This window comes from Thioclava sp. F36-6 (assembly GCF_002020305.1).
In the GTDB taxonomy this organism is placed as follows: Bacteria; Pseudomonadota; Alphaproteobacteria; order Rhodobacterales; family Rhodobacteraceae; genus Thioclava; species Thioclava sediminum.
Genome location: NZ_MPZX01000002.1, coordinates 202,866 through 220,704, shown reverse-complemented (window position 1 = coordinate 220,704; position 17,839 = coordinate 202,866). Strand labels below are relative to the sequence as shown.

The window sequence follows — 17,839 nt, the reverse complement described above, 5'->3', positions numbered from 1 at the left end:
GCGCTAGTCGTGACCTGCCACGGGACTTTTCCTCCACGATCGTTCAAGCCACTGGCACGGTTGTGGTCAAACATAGCAGTGGCGCTGCGTTGGCTTCGCTTGCCGTCCGCAAATACTCAATCCCACTGATTCCTTCCTGATGAAGGGTCTCCGCGATGCTAATCTGGCTGCCGAGGCCGAGAACTCCGCCTTTGACCCCATCTGAAAGAAGGCGTGCTTGTGACAGAGCTTCGTGGCGAAGTGCTCCCGCATCCTCATTCTCGCCAGCGCTCCGGCCAATCAGACGGCTATAAGCGTCCGGGTTGAGCTGCTCCAATAGCACCATCTGTCGCTCTAGCTCTGAGCGCCCGAGCTTCTGCGCAACTTCGAGTTCGTCGGCCGCAAAGAGTGCCTGGATAGCTGCCTCTTGGCAAAGCCGGATTGCGGCGGCGAGCGTCCACATGCGATCAAGTTGCGCCATCGGCATGGACTCTAGTTTTCCGATGTCGGCGTCGCGCATGAAGTGGACTTCGATCCGTCTCGCTGAGCGGGCGAGGGAGAGCTGGAGTTGTTCTGCAACGCGCTTGGGATCTCGCCGATCAATCAGCGTGTCAACATTTTGAAGGTCCGCGCCTACGTCAGCAAAGGTCGCCTTCAGGTCGTCCTCGCGACGCTCAGTTGTAACGAGAGCAACCTCTTCGGACAGGGCGTCCATGCGCTTCTCAATCGCGTTCAGCTTCGCAATGGTGGCAGCAAACCCGGCTATGGAGACGCCTAGGCCAAGTCCGGAGAGTGCCAGCGTGCCGTATTGGAGGTTCTGCATGAGCACCATGCTGTTCTGCAGATCTGCAATCCCTCGTTTCAACTGTTCGTTCTGGACAACCGACACCACACTTAGCGGTGAGAAGCCACCAGAACCGGCTGAGCCAATCGCGCTTTGCATGAGCTGCTGCAATGCGGAAGTCTGCTGGACGTGGCCGAGGACTTGTCCGGTTGCCGTGTCCTTGATGATGGCCCCGACGACCGAAGCTTGTTGAGAATTGACCAAGCTTACGAGGTGCGCAGGAACGTCATAGAGCAATGGCATCAGGTGGTCTCCTCGAGTTTGTTGGCGCCAGCTTTCAAAACGAAAGCCTGAAGTTTCGTGATAAGGGATGGAGAATCGGCTGGCAGGCCAACCCCGAACACGGCGGTATTTGCTAGATTGATGATACGCCGCGCGAGCCGGGCTCGGGATTTGTCGAGAGCATAATCAATGCCCTTCATGCCGGCGAGAGATAGGCCTGTGAGAGCGACGCCACCTGCCAGGAGAAGCGGCACGCTGACGGCCGACGTCGAAAAGAATACCAATGTTGACGTAGTGACGGTTGCGAAAGACACCACAGCAGGCAGGCTGGCGACCGAGGCGGTCAAAGTTCCAACGCCGAGTATGGCTGGGAGCGCCGCCTGAAGGTGATCGCCGAGATCAGATTTCAAATCTAGCTCGCCAACCAGCGTCGATATGCTCTCCTCAGCGCGAGCGAGCGCTTCCCGACACTGTTCTTCTGCCCAAGGTTCAATAAGCTCTTTGGCAAGTGTTTTAGCGCGAAGTTGGGCCCGGGTTACTGGAATTGCAGACATCTTGGCTATCTGGCTTTCGATCGAGGAGACGAGAGATGGAAACGCATCTTCGAGCTGATTGGTGATCGCTATCAGTTCGGCATCGCGCCACTCCAATAATTGGATGCGTGCTTCAAGTTCGTTCAGGTCAAAGGCGATGGGCTCAAACTCCGGTGGCGAACGAAAGCGCATCGCTCGACGATCGTGTAAATGACTTCGAAGATACTTTGCCAAAGATGCGCTGTTGCGCCAGCAATATTTTCATCGACTTAAGCCTAGGACTCATAACCAGAACGGGAAGGTAGCAGCGAGCGCGACGGCGGAGAGGAAAACCTTCGAGTATCTGTCGTAGCGGGAAGCTACGTTGAGATTTTAATCGCAACTTGTTCGAGAGAGCGATCGAATCCCGTCCTTGAGCCCGCCGAACATGATCTCGATCCGGTTGCGGCGTTTGTAGTGGCGCTTGTCGTATTTGGCGAGAATCTTGAGCGCTTTGCGGCCGGGAAGGCAGGTCTTGATCCCCTTCTTGTGCAGGGCGTCGCGGAACCAATCTGCATCTTAGCCAGGTCCCGCCAGCAACCACTCCGCCGTCGGCAGGCTGCCTAGAAGGGCAGCGGCGCCGGTGTCGCTACTGACTCGTCCAAGAGAAATGAAGGACCTGATCGAGCGACCACTTGTGTCAATCGCCGCGTAGAGCTTTGTGTCGATCCCTCCCTTGGTCAGACCAATAAGGCGCCTACATCCGGCTTTTTCGACCGCAGGCTCAAGGCCGTGCGGTGGGCTTTCAGGTAGGTCGCGTCGATCATGATGGTCGTCGGTTCCTCAGCTTCGATCGCAAACCCTTCGAAAATTCTGACAGACATGCCCCTCTCACTCCATCGCTTCCAATGGTATTAGAGGGGCTTGGGCGGACAAACTCCTTCGGCGCATCGCGCCAACGCAACCCATTGCGATTGGTGGAGATTATGCCGCTCAGAACTCGCCGGTCATCGACACGAGGTCGACGGTGACTCTTCGGAAGTGAAGAAGATCGGAAAACAGTCCAGTGGACTGTTTTCCTGACGAGCGGCCGGAGCAGCGCCATCTGCTCCTCGCTCAGCCGAAAAATTGTTCATCGTGACTCCCCATGGTTGGGGAGCGTGCGTCACGCCGCTAGCGGCGGCATAAGTCGATTAATGGGTCCTGAGCCTAGAGACCGGTGCTGGGCACATATTTTTCTTTTTAGTGCCTTGAGACCGTCTCAACCTTATGGGATTGCTGGGATGGGAGTATCAAGATGGCAAAGAGAAACATTCGACATCTTCTATTATTCGCGCCTGAGCTCCACTCTCAATGCATGCCCGTTTGGAAAGCGAAATATATTGACGATCGACGACCTCAATTTAATTGAGAAGGAAATGCAATCCCTGTGGACTGCCGAGGGCGCGACTCCGTTCCTTGCGGATCTGAGGCTCACGGATGAACTCTTTACTTCTGCGCGACGAGCCGCTCGTCAATATTCGATCGGACTTCTGCTCACGCGGTTCCCAACCCTCGGGGTGTGGGCAGTCCTTTATCCGCTCTCAAAGAACTATAGTGCCAAAGACCGAGACGTCTATCCGCACCTTGAGGAATTCCTCAAGGAACCACTTCAGAATGAAGGCCGAAGAAATTTGAAGGCAGTCTTCATTACTGCGGCGCGGAGGATAGGTATTCCTGTTGTAAGTAGCACTGATCCAACGGCGGTTTTTTTCGCTCCGCTCGGCGCGCCTGAGCCGCAGCATTCGAACTTGGCAAAAGCCTTTATATTGAGAGCTCTCCAGAAAGGACCTCCGGCGATTGAGGATACGGTCGCCTCCCGGCATTGGCAACGTCTCGCGGTTATCAACTATTGTTCGGGACAACCGCGCCTCATCGCCCCAATTCGCTTCGATGAGTCTGCGCATTACGCGCGCCGCTTCGATGCATGGCGACGCGGAGCCTCTGGTGTCGGCGCAGGCGAGATATCTCTCTTCGAAGCTTACGACACCTTTGCCAGCCGGATGGGACAGAAGCGGTCTGATTTTGTCGGACCGCCGCTGGTCATCTGGCATCGAAATGGACTTGGCCTTCTTCCCGAGACTTCGTCGAAATCTCAGTCAATCAAGGATGGCCTTTTCCCAAGACAGATACCTGGCGGAAAGCGGACATCGATCACCGCCCCCTGGCCCGATACAATCAAGTGGATCGCCGGACCAGCAAATATCGACGTGGCCTTCGCACCAGTTGAAAACGAGGTGATGATCTTCGATGCCGACAGTGGTGCATTGCTCCAACGTGTTAATGAAGCAATCGACCAAGTCGAGGTTCCGGCGACGCGCCTGATCGCCTTGAGTAAGACCAACTTCAACGCCTCAGGCTTTGGAGAAGCGATCCCGACTGCGGATCCCGCAGTTCTTTCCGCATGGATTGAAGCCGGTGAAATGCTCACGTTTTCGGATCGGTCTCCCCTGCAAATCACTGCTCCGATCGATACGGCGATTTGGTTTGACGGGACCGTTCTCGGCAGGAACGGAACCAGTGCTCTCTATGCAAATGACCTCAAGGTTTTCATGCGTCTGGATCCCGCGGTCGGTGGAATAGAGCGGATTTTGCGCGCTCAAATTGGCACTGCATCGCGATACAGAAGCATCTGCATTGATGCCAAGAACGAAGCGAGCATCACCTTCGATGATTTTGGCTTCGCTCCTGACAACAACCCAGGAAAGATTACCTTCGAGGTCTTGGTCCCTGGTGCCGCCGGTGAACTCACCGCGCGCGCGGATCTCAAGGCGACCTCTTGGGTCTGGGCCGGAGTGCCCCCGCCGCCCGGCGACCTCGAGAACGTCAGGGTTCCGTCGAACTACGTCCCGGCGAGAAGCTCGGGGCTGCACATTGACTCCTTCGATCGACTTTCGGTCGATTCACGATCTGACGTTGAAACGCCGATCCTCGGTTTGAAGTTCGAAGAGAAAACCTTCGAGTTCGACCTGGTCGCCAGATCTGAGAAGCTCTGGCACTTTCGGATTGCGAGCAACGATCAGGTGTTCGTCCCAAAAGGAGGCACGGTGACGTTCGGCTACGACAATCGGCACGACATGCTCCGGCTCCGCTGTCACGATCGGAACGCGGACCTGATCGTTCTGGGTAAGCAAATCAATCGCCCCTTTATCCAGCGCCAGATCTTCGAGATCGGTGCCGAGAAACTTGAAGTGGACACAGGGGACGACCGCATCGCCATCCGGCGGTCGGATGGAAGGCTCGACCTACTCGCGCGCCTTCGCCGCGTGGTAGATGCGGGTTCACTCTCGCTCCGCGAAGATGACAATACAGTCGTCTTGACCTTTCGTCCGCATGATGAAGTCGATGCCCTCCGCGTCCACGTTGAAAAGGTCGAGAAAGATACCGATACGGGAGATTATGCTTTTGGCGTCCTTCCCGCCTCACTACCGCCCCTGCCAGGAATCCTGACAACAAGAGACCAAGCCACTAAGCTAATCACGGTTCGCGTCGACAAAACCCAGGTCGCGGGTCCAGCGCGGATCACATTTGAGACTATCTCTGCGGCCGGAGCCCTCGAACCCGTTAGAGATGGATCTCGATCTCCAGTTGCGGTCGGGCTCGCTGGTTCGGTTCCATTTGCCGACCGTGCTGCTGTTATTAAGCTTGCAGCGATGTTGGCGGATCCTGAGCCGGAAGAACTGAACGGACAAGTATCAAAGACACTCTATCCGGTCTATGCTCAGGCGTTCGAGGCTCTTTCGACAAACAGGATCGTCGGAGCCGTCAAGCCTATCTTGAATGTCACACGCCGCGGCGGCGGAACAGCGCGTCATGACATCGTCGGGGTCGCCCCTTGGGTTTTCGAGGCGGGTGCCCACGCATTATCCGGCTTGTCAGAAGGCACGGGCTTCGCAGGTCTCGACCTCATGAGATCAATTCACGCACCGGACCCACTACCAGACCTCGAGGCCCAACATCCCCTCGGGGCTTGGCTCAGTCGACTGCAAGAAGATTCTGACATTCCGAATGGCCTGACTGCTGAGGCCTTGAACACCGCCTTTGTCGATCTCCGATTTCGCCTTAATGAGACTGATATGGCGGACCTTACCGGGGGAGGGGCTCTTGGCAACGCCTGCCGGATCATTTGCGGAACTCATGCGGAGCATCTGAATAAGCTTCGAGACTTCGATACCGGCGGTGGTGGAGATCCGACGCCCGCCAAGATCGCGATGCAAATCGAGCGTTTTGCTCGAGCCTGTGCTGAAAAACGCTCGGAGGAGTTCCTTCGGGATTTGATCTTGAGAACTGGACTTTCTCGGCAGGACATTGGTCACACTTTGACCATGATGCTTCGCGCAGGAGTTCAATTCTTCGTCTATTTCCGTGTCCTCTGGGGCCACGCGACCACCTAGGGAGGATTCGTCCGATGACCATTCTCGATCCAAATGCCTACCGCGAAGACCTTAACCGGACCCTAGCGCGGTTTGTGGCGACATCCTCTCCGATCAATGAGATCCGCGCGCCTAAGCTTGCCGAGCAACTCCGAGAGAAAGTCAGTCGCCTCAATTTTGTAAAAGGGCCCTACGTCGAAACCCTACCTGATTTCGAGAAGGGGCGCAGTCTCGCACAACTGCATGGCGAAGGGCTACTGGACCCCCGGTGGATCGAATTTGGACAGAATGAGCGGTCCGTATGGGAGCGCCCTCTACATGCTCACCAAGAAGAAGCCTTGCTGCGGGACGAAAACTATCTCGTCGCAACCGGCACTGGCTCAGGCAAGACAGAGAGCTTCCTTTATCCGATGATCAACGACATCCTCAAGGAGGGTGATCTTGAGCGTCCTGGCGTGCGCGCGATCCTGGTCTATCCGCTCAACGCCCTAGCAAACGATCAGCTCGGTCGGATCGCGCAGCTCCTTTTCCGTGACCTCGGAGATCCCGGCATTACGCTTGGCCGCTACACCGGACAGGTGAAGTCCCATGCAACACGAGAACAGGAAGTGACAAGGCTCCGCGAAACTCCCAGCTTCCAGCAAACATTCGGGGAAGACACAGACGTGCCTCTGAATTGGAAACTGTCGCGGCAAGAAATGCGACAGGCACCACCGCATATTCTCATTACCAACTATGCTATGCTGGAACACATACTGCTCCTGCCGACAAACCGCCCGCTTCTGCAAAATGCGCGGCTCGGTCGGATCGTTCTCGATGAAATACATACCTATACCGGCGCTCAGGCGATCGAGGTAGCCTTCCTGTTGCGGCGCCTGAAGGCTCATCTTGAAATCCCCGATGGCCAAGTCAGATGCGTTGGCACGTCTGCCTCGCTGAACCCAAAGCGAAAGTGCGAATTGTCCGACTTCGCTGAAAGGCTTTTCGGCGAACCTTTCGCTGACGAGCGGGCGGTCATCACCTCGCAGCGAAAACTGCATCCAAAACTGTCAAAGCCAGCTTCCACAAGCGGACTATGCCCGGACAAATGGGCTCGCGCCTCCGATTTGGCCGGCATCGTTCGCGAGACCGCCCTGACGGATTATCCGATGGACATTGAGAGCTGGAACGCAGAGGCGGAGTTCCTCGGCTTGGAGGCGCTGACCCTCGATCTCTCTCAACCATCCTTGGGCGACGCCTTGATCGAACGTCTATCCGATTTCGAGGAAGTTCACGAGATTGCCCGCCGTCTGGAAGGTGGATCCATTCCACTTGCGCGACTTGCTGAATACGTGTTTCCTGATGCGGGTGAAGGTGCAATTCCTGCACTGGTCGGATTGATCTCCGTTGGCGTGCTGGCCGCCAGCGAGAGCGCCGCTGTATTTCCACTCCTTCCCGCCCGTTATCACTTGATATCGCGAGCGCCGGACAGAGCGGGCGTATCCTTAAAGGCCAACGATAGCGAAAGCCTGTCGCAAGTCGTCATTGGCGCAGAGATGGACGACGAAGCGCGACCAGCCTTTGAGTTGTTCGTCTGTCGGAACTGCGGCGAACCCTACATCGAGGCCTGGGATGGTCCCACGCACCTTGAGGCGACACCTGGTAACGGCCCCCGTCGCCTTCTGCGATTGGTGCCGGGCGGCAAAGCGGTAGAAGAGGATGATGAAGACGATATCTCGACCGAAGATGATACTCGGCACATGATCTACTTCGATCCCGCCTCTGGTCTGCCGGTCGAAGAAGAAGCGGTTGGTGCTGTCGCTCTCGAGAACGTCGAACTCCAAGAAGACCCCGATGATGGTCGCCGCTACATGCCGCGCTGCGTTGCCTGCCACCATCGCTCGTCTCGGTTTCCCGAGCCCATCACCACGGTGCGGCCGGGCGATGAGGCACTTGCCGCCGTCGCCGCGCAATCAATTCTTGAATCGATGCCGACGCGAGATTTCGGGACAAATCCACCTATGAGTGGACGAAACCTGCTAGTGTTCTCCGATAACCGCCAAGACGCTGCATTCTTCGCACCCTTCTTCGAGCGCACCTCTCGCGAGCAAGCGCTTCGCAGCGCCATTCTGCGTGCCGTGGATGCCAACGGTGAGGTCGACATCGACAATCTTGTGTCGGCTGTTCGAAACGAGCTTCGCAAAGATGGCCTGAGGCTATACCGACCCGGCGTTCTGCCTGAGCTGGAGACCGGCACCAATGAACTACAGCGCCTGAAGGCTCTGATCGTGGCTGAGTTGACGACGCTTGGTCGTGGCCGCCTCGGACTTGAGGGCTTTGGGCTTCTAAGCGTCAACTACGATGGCCTCGATCGCACCGTGTTCGCCGTCGCAAAATACATGCCGGAAAAGATGAAGCCTTTCGCGGAGGCATACACCCGATATCTTCTCAAGATGATCAGAGAGCATCGCGCTGTCTCGGATCAGGGGTCGGGTATGATCGACTTGGTCGATGAATCCATCTGGACCCGGATTGCGGCACAGCAGCCACGCTGCTTCACGCGCGAGAAAAATGGCCGAGCGACAACCGCGATGAACCTTGTGCCCGCAGCGAACCGGCCAAATCGCTTCACCGCATTGTTGAAAAAAATGTCTACCGCAACGGGGGAGGCCATAGACGACAACCAAATCCTCGACATTCTGACCAGTTTCTGGAAGGCGATGGAGATGCCTCGCTCAATAACCGCCAGACATGGGGTCGGGCGAGGTCTGAAGTTTGGGCCGGGCATCAAAGTCGTGTCAGGCAAAGATACTCGCCTCTTCCAGTGCATTAAGTGCGGAAGCCGCACCCAGTTCGATACCGCCGGGGTCTGTCAGTCGATGGGCTGCAAGGGGACACTGACTGAAATCCCCCCGGAAGAACGCGCGGAGCTTTTCGAGCGGAACCACTACGTAGCGAGATACCACGGCCATCCGACCATGGGAATCGCACGCGAACACACCGCGGCGATCGCAGGTGAAATCCGAACTATGATCGAAGAGGATTTCAAGATCGGAGAGGTGAACCTTCTCTCCTGCACCACGACGATGGAAATGGGTGTCGACCTTGGCGACCTGGAAAGCGTCCTTTGCAAGAATGTTCCACCTTCCATCGCAAGCTACCAACAGCGTGCGGGTCGGGCAGGGCGGCGCGCCCAGGTCGCCCCGATCGTTCTCACGACCTCCCGTTCCGGGAGATATGACAGAGCGGTCTTCGAACGCTTCGAGGAGTATCTGGCCGAGCAACCGCGCGTGCCGTATCTCAGCCTCGACAATGGCGGTTTCTTCCAGCGCCACCAGCTCTCGATGCTTCTGGCGAAATTCCTTGAGCATCGCCTCGCAAACTATCAAAGAAGCGGTTCCCCTCAACTTCGTGATGTCTTTGCGAGCTCGCTTACCGACGATGCACGCATCGCCTTCGATGAAGATTTCCACACCTGGCTTGATAATGCAGATGAGGACGTAGCCGCGGCGGCCGCGCTTGGGGCGCGACTTCCGGTGGCGTATGCAGATATCGCTCTCGACGCAGAAGGGTGCCGCCGTGAGCTCCGTAAGAGAGTGATGCAGTTCGCCGATGCCGTCTGGGGACGATGGACCATCATGCAATCTGGCATCGACGATCTTGAAGAGGAGCGAAAGCAACTCGACGCGAATGACTCAGCTGGCTTCACGCGCATCGGTCGATACCAAGAGGCGCTTCGGACGCAGCAACGTCTTTACATCGGGCAATTCATGATCGACCAGCTTTCTCGCCGTGCGGTCATCCCGACTTATTCGTTCCCCGTGCATTCAGTCTCACTCGAGGTGCTCAACGCAGCGGGGCAAACTTCCGATACTTCCGTGCTCGAACTCGATCGTGATGGCGCCATTGGTATTTCTGAATACGCACCTGGCTCGGAAATCGTCGCTGGCGGGCGCGTCTGGATCTCGGACGGGATTTCGAAACGATCGAAATTTACTGGCGATGATACCTTCATCGAGAAGGCTCAATATCGCGTTTGCGAGGTCTGTCGATCCCCGCAGATCACCCCTCAACGGGTGTCGCCTGACGACAATTGCTCTCAATGCGGTGCGCAGTTCTCCTCCATCAATCGAAAGCGCGACTTCATCAAACCTCACGGCTTCCTGACCTCAGTGCGCGACGGTCAGGGCAGAGACCCGGGTGCCAGTCGAATTCGGTCGACCGTATCCGAGGAAGCGCTGTTACTTACCGAAGCGCCTATCTCTAGCTACCAGCCAACGGATCTGCCTGGAATTTTGACTTTCCACGCACCAGGCTCAAATCGTCCTGACGAGCAATTAGGACGCATCATTACCGTCAACAAAGGTCGACATGGCGGAGGATTTGCTTGGTGCCCCAGCTGCGAACATGCCGTGCCTGCCATAAGCGCTGGCCCCAACAATGCCTGGCAAACTCCTATGACCCTAGAGCCGCATACCAACCCACGAACCGGGCGGGACTGCCGATACGACCCTTCTTTCCAAGTTTGGCCGATTGATCTCGCGCACGTCTTTGAAACAGATGTGCGTGCTATCCTCTTTCAGGGCACGCCGCACGATCCGAATGGAGATCTTATCATATCAAATAAGATCGACCGAACGTTGCAAGAGGCCTTGCGCCTCGGTGCAGCAGAACTTCTTGAGACCGATGCTCGCGACCTCCGGGCGATTGTCCAAAGGCTCGATGGCCACCTCGTGATCGTTCTTTTTGACACGGTTTCCGGTGGCGCAGGCTATTCCACGCGACTGACACAGGAAGAAGGCTTCCAATCTGTTGACCTGCTACTCGCCGCGCGAACGATCCTGAATTGCGAGAACCCCGACTGCGTGACAAGTTGCACGCGCTGCCTCAACGACTATTCGAACCAACGGCTGTGGTCCGAGTTCGAACGGCGCCCCGCGCTTGCATGGATTGAAGCCATCCTGCTCGATGCAAGCGTGAGTCTCACGCAAAGCTGGAACAGATATGGGACCGAACATGCCTGATTATGCGCTGCAAAAACCGACGACGTTCGCCCTAACACCTTCTTCCGACAGCACCTCTTTTGCCGGCGTTCGAGCCGCTGTTCAAACCATGAGCTCATGGAATCTTGAACGCTGGGAAGCTCCTGAAAATTTTAGTGAATTTCCCTTGATCGAAATCTGCCCTGAAGCGCCGGATTTCTTCGCTGAATCAGGGCATTTTACCAACAAGGATATGAAGTTCATTGCGGCTCTCATGGGCGAGTCTTTCGACCCGAACGACCCGGCCGACCTCTACAAGAAACTGATCTTACGCACACAAAGACAACCTTGGATTTTTCCCATACTCGAAACTGTCGTGATGCAGAAACGCGGCACCCAGAAAGGGCCGCGCGCGAAAAAGGCCGCGATAAAGAAGGGCGTCATCGCAAAACTGCCGCTCTCGAAGCTGCGCCTTGAAGCCCATCCTGAACTGCACAACCGCGTCCATGAGCTTCTTCTTGAGGATGTATCACCCGAAATCGCCGTCGCTTCTTTCTGCGAATACGCGATCATGAACTATTACCACGTTCTGTCTGATCCTGACAGCTTCGAGAGGATGCATGACGAGGCCATGGAAATCCTGAGATACCGCGGCCCAACTGACTGGGTCCAGAAAAGGCTGCCAGAGATCGATGAGGGCCTGGATTGGATCGATTTCGCCCGCGACATTATCGATCTACTCGAACTTGAGCCGGATGCATGCTCCATCCTCATATTGGGGCATCTCCATATGGCCATCCAGGGCTTGGCCGAAGAACTTCAGATTGGAGTTGTGGTCGAAGATCAAAGGATCAGCCTCATCGCCGATCTCTCAGTAGCAGCACGAGACATGCAAGCGTCTCTCGCAGAAGAGATATCCGAAGAAGTCGAAGCGCGCCTGAGAACAATCGGCGCGATCGAGGATGGCGATGACGTCGCTCGTATTGCGAGTCCAGCAGCAGGGGTTTTGCTGTCGGACCGCTTCTACGACCTGATCCTTGGACGCAAAGAAAAAATCGCCTCTACAACCGCGAAACTTGAGGCGCTCGGCAATGAGATCGCCGAGGCGACAGCGGCAAAAAAATTCGCCCTAATCGGCGAAATTGCGACCCAAGCAGAAGAACTTGAGAACAAAATCAACCGGATGAAAGAGGCCTATCAAACGATCCTCGACCTCTTCCGGTCACTTGGCGACACTACGCCTGATCGCTTCATGTCGCTTCTCGACAACTTCGATCCCGCTCAAGACGCGGACACATTTGACGAAAATTTCAATCTGTCCGATTATTTCGAAATCTTTGACAGGATCCGCGACCAGAGCCTTCTTCAGGTTCAAGCCGATAATCGCAACGTCGAAAAAGAAGCGGACGAGGATGACGTAAGCCTCTTTGATGACATTTTGGAAGAAGACGCGGATACCGTCGAGGTGCCTGGAGAGCAACACCCCGATGCAGAAGACATTTCGGCACACGAGTTACAAGCCTCAGATAGACAACCGACCGAAGTAACCGCAAGGAACGAGCTTCCTTCTTCCGATCGCGAAATTCAGGATTGCCAGGCTGAGGACGAAAGCGATCATGATCACGTAGAGGAACAGGACCAGCCTGACGATCAAGAGGAAGAAGTCACCAGCGAGCCGGTCGAGGACGAACCGCAATCCGAGCCGGAGACATTTGAAGACACCACGTTTCAGTCGCTTCAACCAGCGCCTATCGCCAGGGAGACCTTCGCGTCGCTTGTCGATCGGGACTTCATCGCGATCGCTGCAGATGCCGCGTCAGCGTATGAGGAAGAAGGTATGACTTTGCCGATCCCGGCTGTTGCATTACGTGTCGCGGCAGCGAGCCGCGCTCCTTACCGCGGATTTGGGCCTGATTTACAGAAGTTCAACGAGCAGGTCGGCAACGCCACCTCCAAGCCTCTCTCGGATCTCGCTTCGGTTCTCGTTCTCGGTGCGATCCTGCGTCCGGCCATACTGTCCAAAGATACAACACTTCGCACTCAGGTTTCCGATCTTTGCAAGGGAACCCTTGGACAACATTTGATCGAAGTGAACGATACGGTGTCACGGCTCAGTTTCGACTTTCCCCCGAGCCCTGACCGCTTGGCCGAGCTCTCGGGCCAGCCGGGCACACCGGAAAAGCAACGCCTCGCGGTCCGTCTGGAGAAGATCTGCGACGCCCTTAGCCAGAAGAAATCGCGTTGGCCATTCGCCACCGAGTTTATGCACTACGTTGTGTCGGCCACCGGTGAGCTAGGCGCTGCGGTTCATGCAATCTCCAAAAAGGACATGGCGGCGCCGAAACTGGCTCGAACCGCAATTGAGAATTTGCGGAATGCTCAATCCATCGAAGCACTGTCTGAGACCTATGCGGCAGAAAAAGGATACAACGATCTCGCCCTTTACTCGAAAGGCGTGGATTATCTCGCTCGCCAGTTCGACGAACCCGTTGCGATCTTGGAGCGTTGGGTCGAAACGACACAGTCCGCCGCAGCGAACGGTCAGCAGTCCGAAGAACGGACAAAACTGACCACTGCCACGCTCCGCACTCAGCTTGAAAAAGCAAAAGTTGGCCTCGAAGCAGAGGTCAGCCGCACAGATGATCCTCTGGTTGCGGCTATCGCCAACTGGATCAGCGAGCAAATTAACGAGACCCGGCATGCACTTCTCGGACGCGACACCGGCCGGTTCTCGACCCTCGAAGATGCCCTTTATGCGGAGATGGATCTGCTCCCGCCAGTCGATCGAGATGCGCTTTCAGAAAGCGGACAGCGCGCTGAAATCTACACGAAGATCCTCAACGAAGATCAGATCCTTGGCCAAGAGGATGCAATCAAGCGGGCTTGCGCAGAAGGAGCCTTCGACACCGCGTTCCGCATGGTCGATGAGTTCGACGTCTCTTCAGATGAAGATGTAAAGGACGCGATCAAGGCGTTCGTTACCACTTGGCGGCCTGAAGTCGAAAGTCGGAATCGTCTGCTTACAGCGCTCGATAAGGTCGACTTCAAGAACCAGGAACAGATCAGTCGGCACCTTACATGGTGTAAGCTCACCCTCGAAAAGATCGGCGGACTAGCTGATGGAACCGAAGTTCATGACATTGCTGGCATCGCAGAGCGGCTTGCCGTCTTGGATCAATCGATCGCTGACATCGAACAAAGCATCCGCGAAGGCCAGGTCACGCGGATCAACGAATATCGCAAGCCTGAAAACGAGGAAGATGTTGAATCGCTCCTCACCAAGCTCGATGACCTTACCATTGAAGCCGTGGAGGATCGGATTGCCCAACTTCGTGACGGACGATCCGCGGCCGTTTTTGAAACCGATCTAAAAGGCCTAATCGGGGCATTCACGCCTGAGTTCCTGCCATTCGCCAGCTCTGACAATTGGCCGGCGAACAATAAGGCTTTCGAGGAAGCGACTGCAACGGAAGGCAACCTTCTGTTCGCAGAAGAGGACCGACGCGCTGCCGCGATGAGTTTCATCGCCATTTATCGCAACCTCATGCTTGGCATGCGCACAAAGAAACCAACGCTCGGGCAGATCAAGGAACTCTTCGAAGAAATTGGGTTCGAACAAGTCAACGTCGGGAAGATCGACGAACTTGGCAGGAAAGGCTCCTGGACCGGAACACTTCATGCGCGGATTGTCTCTGACGGTTGGTTCTTGCCACCCGTCTTTGGCTCGAATGCCACCAGCGGCTACAGCTTTATCGTCGCATCTCCGGAAACTCTTCCTGAGATAATGATCAAGGCTATCGGAGACACGAGTAAGCCGGCGATCATCTTTCTGTCTGGAGTGGCGGATACTTCACGGCGCCGGGAGATCGCAGAACGTCTGCGCACGAAAGCGATTCCCGCACTGCTCATTGACGAGGCGCTCATCGCATTCGCGGCCACCCGCCGTGATACCCGCGCGCGGACGGTATTCGAATGCGGTCTACCCTACGGGCGCATCGACCCCTACACAACCGATGCCGGCCAGCTTCCACCCGAGATGTTTTTCGGGCGCGAAGATGAGGTTCGCAAAATCATAGCTAAAACGGCAGATGGGTGCCTTGTCTATGGCGGCCGGCAACTCGGAAAATCCGCGCTGCTCGCACACATCGCACAAACTCAGAGTAGCGCTCAAGAGAAGCGCTTCATTGTCAATCGTGAGATCAAACCGCTTGGTATCTCGGAGAAAACCAGCGAGGTCTGGCGCCATATCTCCAACATGCTACCGGACGACATCGTTAAGCCGGATCACACGACCGCCGATCTGGTCGCAAAAGACATTCAGGCATGGGTTAATCGGCACCCCAACGGGCGTATCATCTGCATGTTCGATGAAGCCGATAACTTCATGACCCAAGATACGCGTGACGACTATCCGCAGCTTAGCAAACTCAAAGAGCTAATGGAGAAGACACAACGCGCCTTCAAAGTCGTCTTCGCTGGTCTTCACAATGTTCAGCGGATGCACAAACAGCCGAACTCACCGCTCTGGCACCTTGGGGAGCCGATCTGTATCGGCCCTCTCAACCGCAACATCGACGACAAGCGCGCGGCCTTCGATCTTGTCGTTTCGCCTATGCGCGCGGCCGGTTTCGCGTTCGAAAGCATGCAAGCCGTCGAGGAAATCCTGACTTGGGCAAACTATTATCCGTCCCTCGTTCAGGAATACATGAAGGGGCTTCTCTCCACGATGCACGGCATCGGTAGCGGAAAAACCTACAAGCTGCCCGCGGGCGAGCCCCTCTGGACCATTCCGTCTAACACTTTGTTTGCTCACCGGGGCTTTGAGCACATCGAGACTCGAATCCGTGAGAAGTTCCATCTCACGCTAAACCTCGATCCGCGCTACGCTCTTGTCGCCTACACCCTTGCTCGCCTGATCTACGAGGGAGATGAGCGGCGCGCTCTCATCACAGGCCTCTCCACACGTCTTCTCATGGAAGAGGCTTTGATCTACTGGCCCAAGACCAGTGAAGCCCCAACGCTCCCTTCGTTTGAAGCGCTTCTGGAAGAGCTCTTCGATCTCGGGGTTCTCGGTCGCAATCCGGTCCCGGGAAGCGAGAACCGCTACAATTACCTGCTCCGCACGCGTGAAGTTGCGGCAATGCTAGGCACGGGTAACGACATCTATCATGCACTCGACGACATCGAGAACAAGGACCCGACGATCTCCTACGACAGGGCGACGCACCGCAAGCGCTATTCAGCGGCGCCAAAGCAACCGCCGAACCAGTGGCCATATGCGCCCTTGAGTGACTTTCAGATCGAGCGGCTAATTAGCAAGAACACGAAAGATCCGGTTCAGATAATCTGCGGCCTTGAAGTCCTTGGGATCGCCAAAGTCTCGCAGTCTCTTCGACGCATCGCGGAGACGGGGAATTTCCCGGGGGCGCAGGAGGACAAGATACTCGTTCAGGAGGCAGTCTCAACCAGTGACTTGCGTCGCATCGTCGACAACACGCGCGCAGAAACCGGAAAGCGCAAAATTCTCGTTTATGAGACCGAAGATCCTGCCGAAGCCAAATCACTTCTGAACTGGTTGGGTGGTCAGAAAACCGTCCTCAATGGGACTATCCGACCGGTCATTATTCTGAGCGCTTCGGACCCGGACATGCGCGCCCTCGCGATCCGACGCGGCGAGCAGACTCAGTTCTTGTCTCCCTGGGGTGCAGAAATGATCCGGGTTCACCTCGATGAACTCGAGCGAACGGACCTCGACACGCCCGACCTTCGCAACACCATTCTGGCCAAGACGGGCGGAATTCCTTTGGAAGTCACAAGTCTGGTTTCTACTATGATCGCTTCTGAGCGCCCATCTGAAGAAGCCAAGAATTGGAAAGCTAAGCCAAAACTCCCAAACGGCTTTCTGAGCGATGCCGTTGGAGTCGCACTGTGGGTTCTGAATGAGGACGGGGACTTCGATACGAAGAACGAAATCCTTCGAGATAACGCTGGAAAAGACTTCGAGTCGATCGGTCCTGACCTACAGGCAACCGGCCTCGTTGCCCGCAGTCATGACCGAAAGACCCAGTATCGCCTTACTGCATTTGGGCAATTGATTGCCTCTTCGGTTGAGCTTTAAATCCTCTTGCATGAGCGGCCCCTTTTCGGGTCGCTCATGCACGCCTGACTTTTATATTTGGGTGAAGCTAAGGCCGGAACGATCTTTGCTTGGTTCCGAAGTCGCTTTGGCGAAGATGTTTGTCTCCTCGCATGTCAAACGCCCATGATCACCCAGATTGATCATGAATGACTTAATGAAATAGCCTCACAAGTGCGAACTATTCTCCCCGTCTTTGACGGGTAAGCCCTCTCCGTGACCTGCGCGACGGCATCTAGCTTGAACTCGTCCCTGCTCATCATGGTCTCCTTGCCTCAAGATTAGCGATAAAGGTGTCAACGAGGCACGGGGCTATTCACATCGTTAGCCATCGCAAAGGCAAAACAAAGGGTGGCAACTCAGCTCCTAGGGGCCATCAAGGAGGGTTGACTAAAAAACAGCCATGCTTCTCAATATATTTCGAACTCGCTTTCTCTGATCGAATTTTGAACGCTATGCGAAAGATTGTCCTATTCGCGATGCTGTGCAACCCAGCCGCTGCAGCCTATGCACAACCCGATGAGTGGGTTGTGAACGCAGACCAGGCTGAGTGCATTCTGAAGCATGTAGCCGACTACAAGAGCATGCAGACGCCAGTCATCATTATCCACGTAGCGTCCTGTCCTGATCCAAGTCCCTTCGCCGGGGCTACGTCTGGCAAGAGTAACTTTGGAGGCGTCAGCAAGATAGAGAGCACGGGGGAGAGCTCGGATGTGGACGAAGTTATCACATTCTCTGCCAAAGACTTCGACTGTCTTTCTGAGGAAGTGGTG

At 55.8% G+C, this 17,839-nt stretch carries 5 protein-coding genes and 1 pseudogene; 3 read left to right on the top strand and 3 right to left on the bottom strand.

Translation table 11 applies throughout. From position 1 onward, the window contains the following. Positions 1-43 precede the first annotated feature (43 nt). From BMI88_RS08120 to BMI88_RS08110, 3 genes and pseudogenes are all read right to left on the bottom strand, one after another. Positions 44-1,066: a hypothetical protein gene (locus BMI88_RS08120; protein WP_078547687.1), complete on the bottom strand. Its 1,023-nt coding sequence runs from the start codon at positions 1,064-1,066 to the stop codon at positions 44-46. Next, entirely contained in the window at positions 1,066-1,770 is a 705-nt protein-coding gene (locus tag BMI88_RS08115; RefSeq protein ID WP_078547685.1) for a hypothetical protein, read from the bottom strand. The genes BMI88_RS08120 and BMI88_RS08115 overlap by 1 nt, the downstream gene beginning before the upstream one ends. Positions 1,771-1,860: 90 nt before the next feature. Next, positions 1,861-2,662: pseudogene (locus BMI88_RS08110) on the bottom strand (IS5 family transposase). A 277-nt stretch (positions 2,663-2,939) separates the two neighbouring features. Between BMI88_RS08110 and BMI88_RS08105 the strand changes: the two are divergent. Genes BMI88_RS08105 through BMI88_RS08095 form a run of 3 tightly spaced genes read left to right on the top strand, consistent with a single transcriptional unit; the run spans position 2,940 to position 17,048 of the window. Continuing rightward, on the top strand, positions 2,940-5,990 hold the full coding sequence (locus BMI88_RS08105; protein ID WP_078547683.1) for a hypothetical protein: 3,051 nt from the start codon (positions 2,940-2,942) through the stop codon (positions 5,988-5,990). 14 nt (positions 5,991-6,004) lie between these two features. Then, positions 6,005-10,972 carry a DEAD/DEAH box helicase gene (locus tag BMI88_RS08100; protein ID WP_078547681.1) on the top strand — a complete coding sequence of 1,656 codons (4,968 nt, stop codon included), beginning with the start codon at positions 6,005-6,007 and terminating at the stop codon, positions 10,970-10,972. Then, positions 10,965-17,048 carry a hypothetical protein gene (locus BMI88_RS08095; protein WP_146673523.1) on the top strand — a complete coding sequence of 2,028 codons (6,084 nt, stop codon included), beginning with the start codon at positions 10,965-10,967 and terminating at the stop codon, positions 17,046-17,048. The genes BMI88_RS08100 and BMI88_RS08095 overlap by 8 nt, the downstream gene beginning before the upstream one ends. The last annotated feature ends 791 nt before the right edge of the window (positions 17,049-17,839 follow it).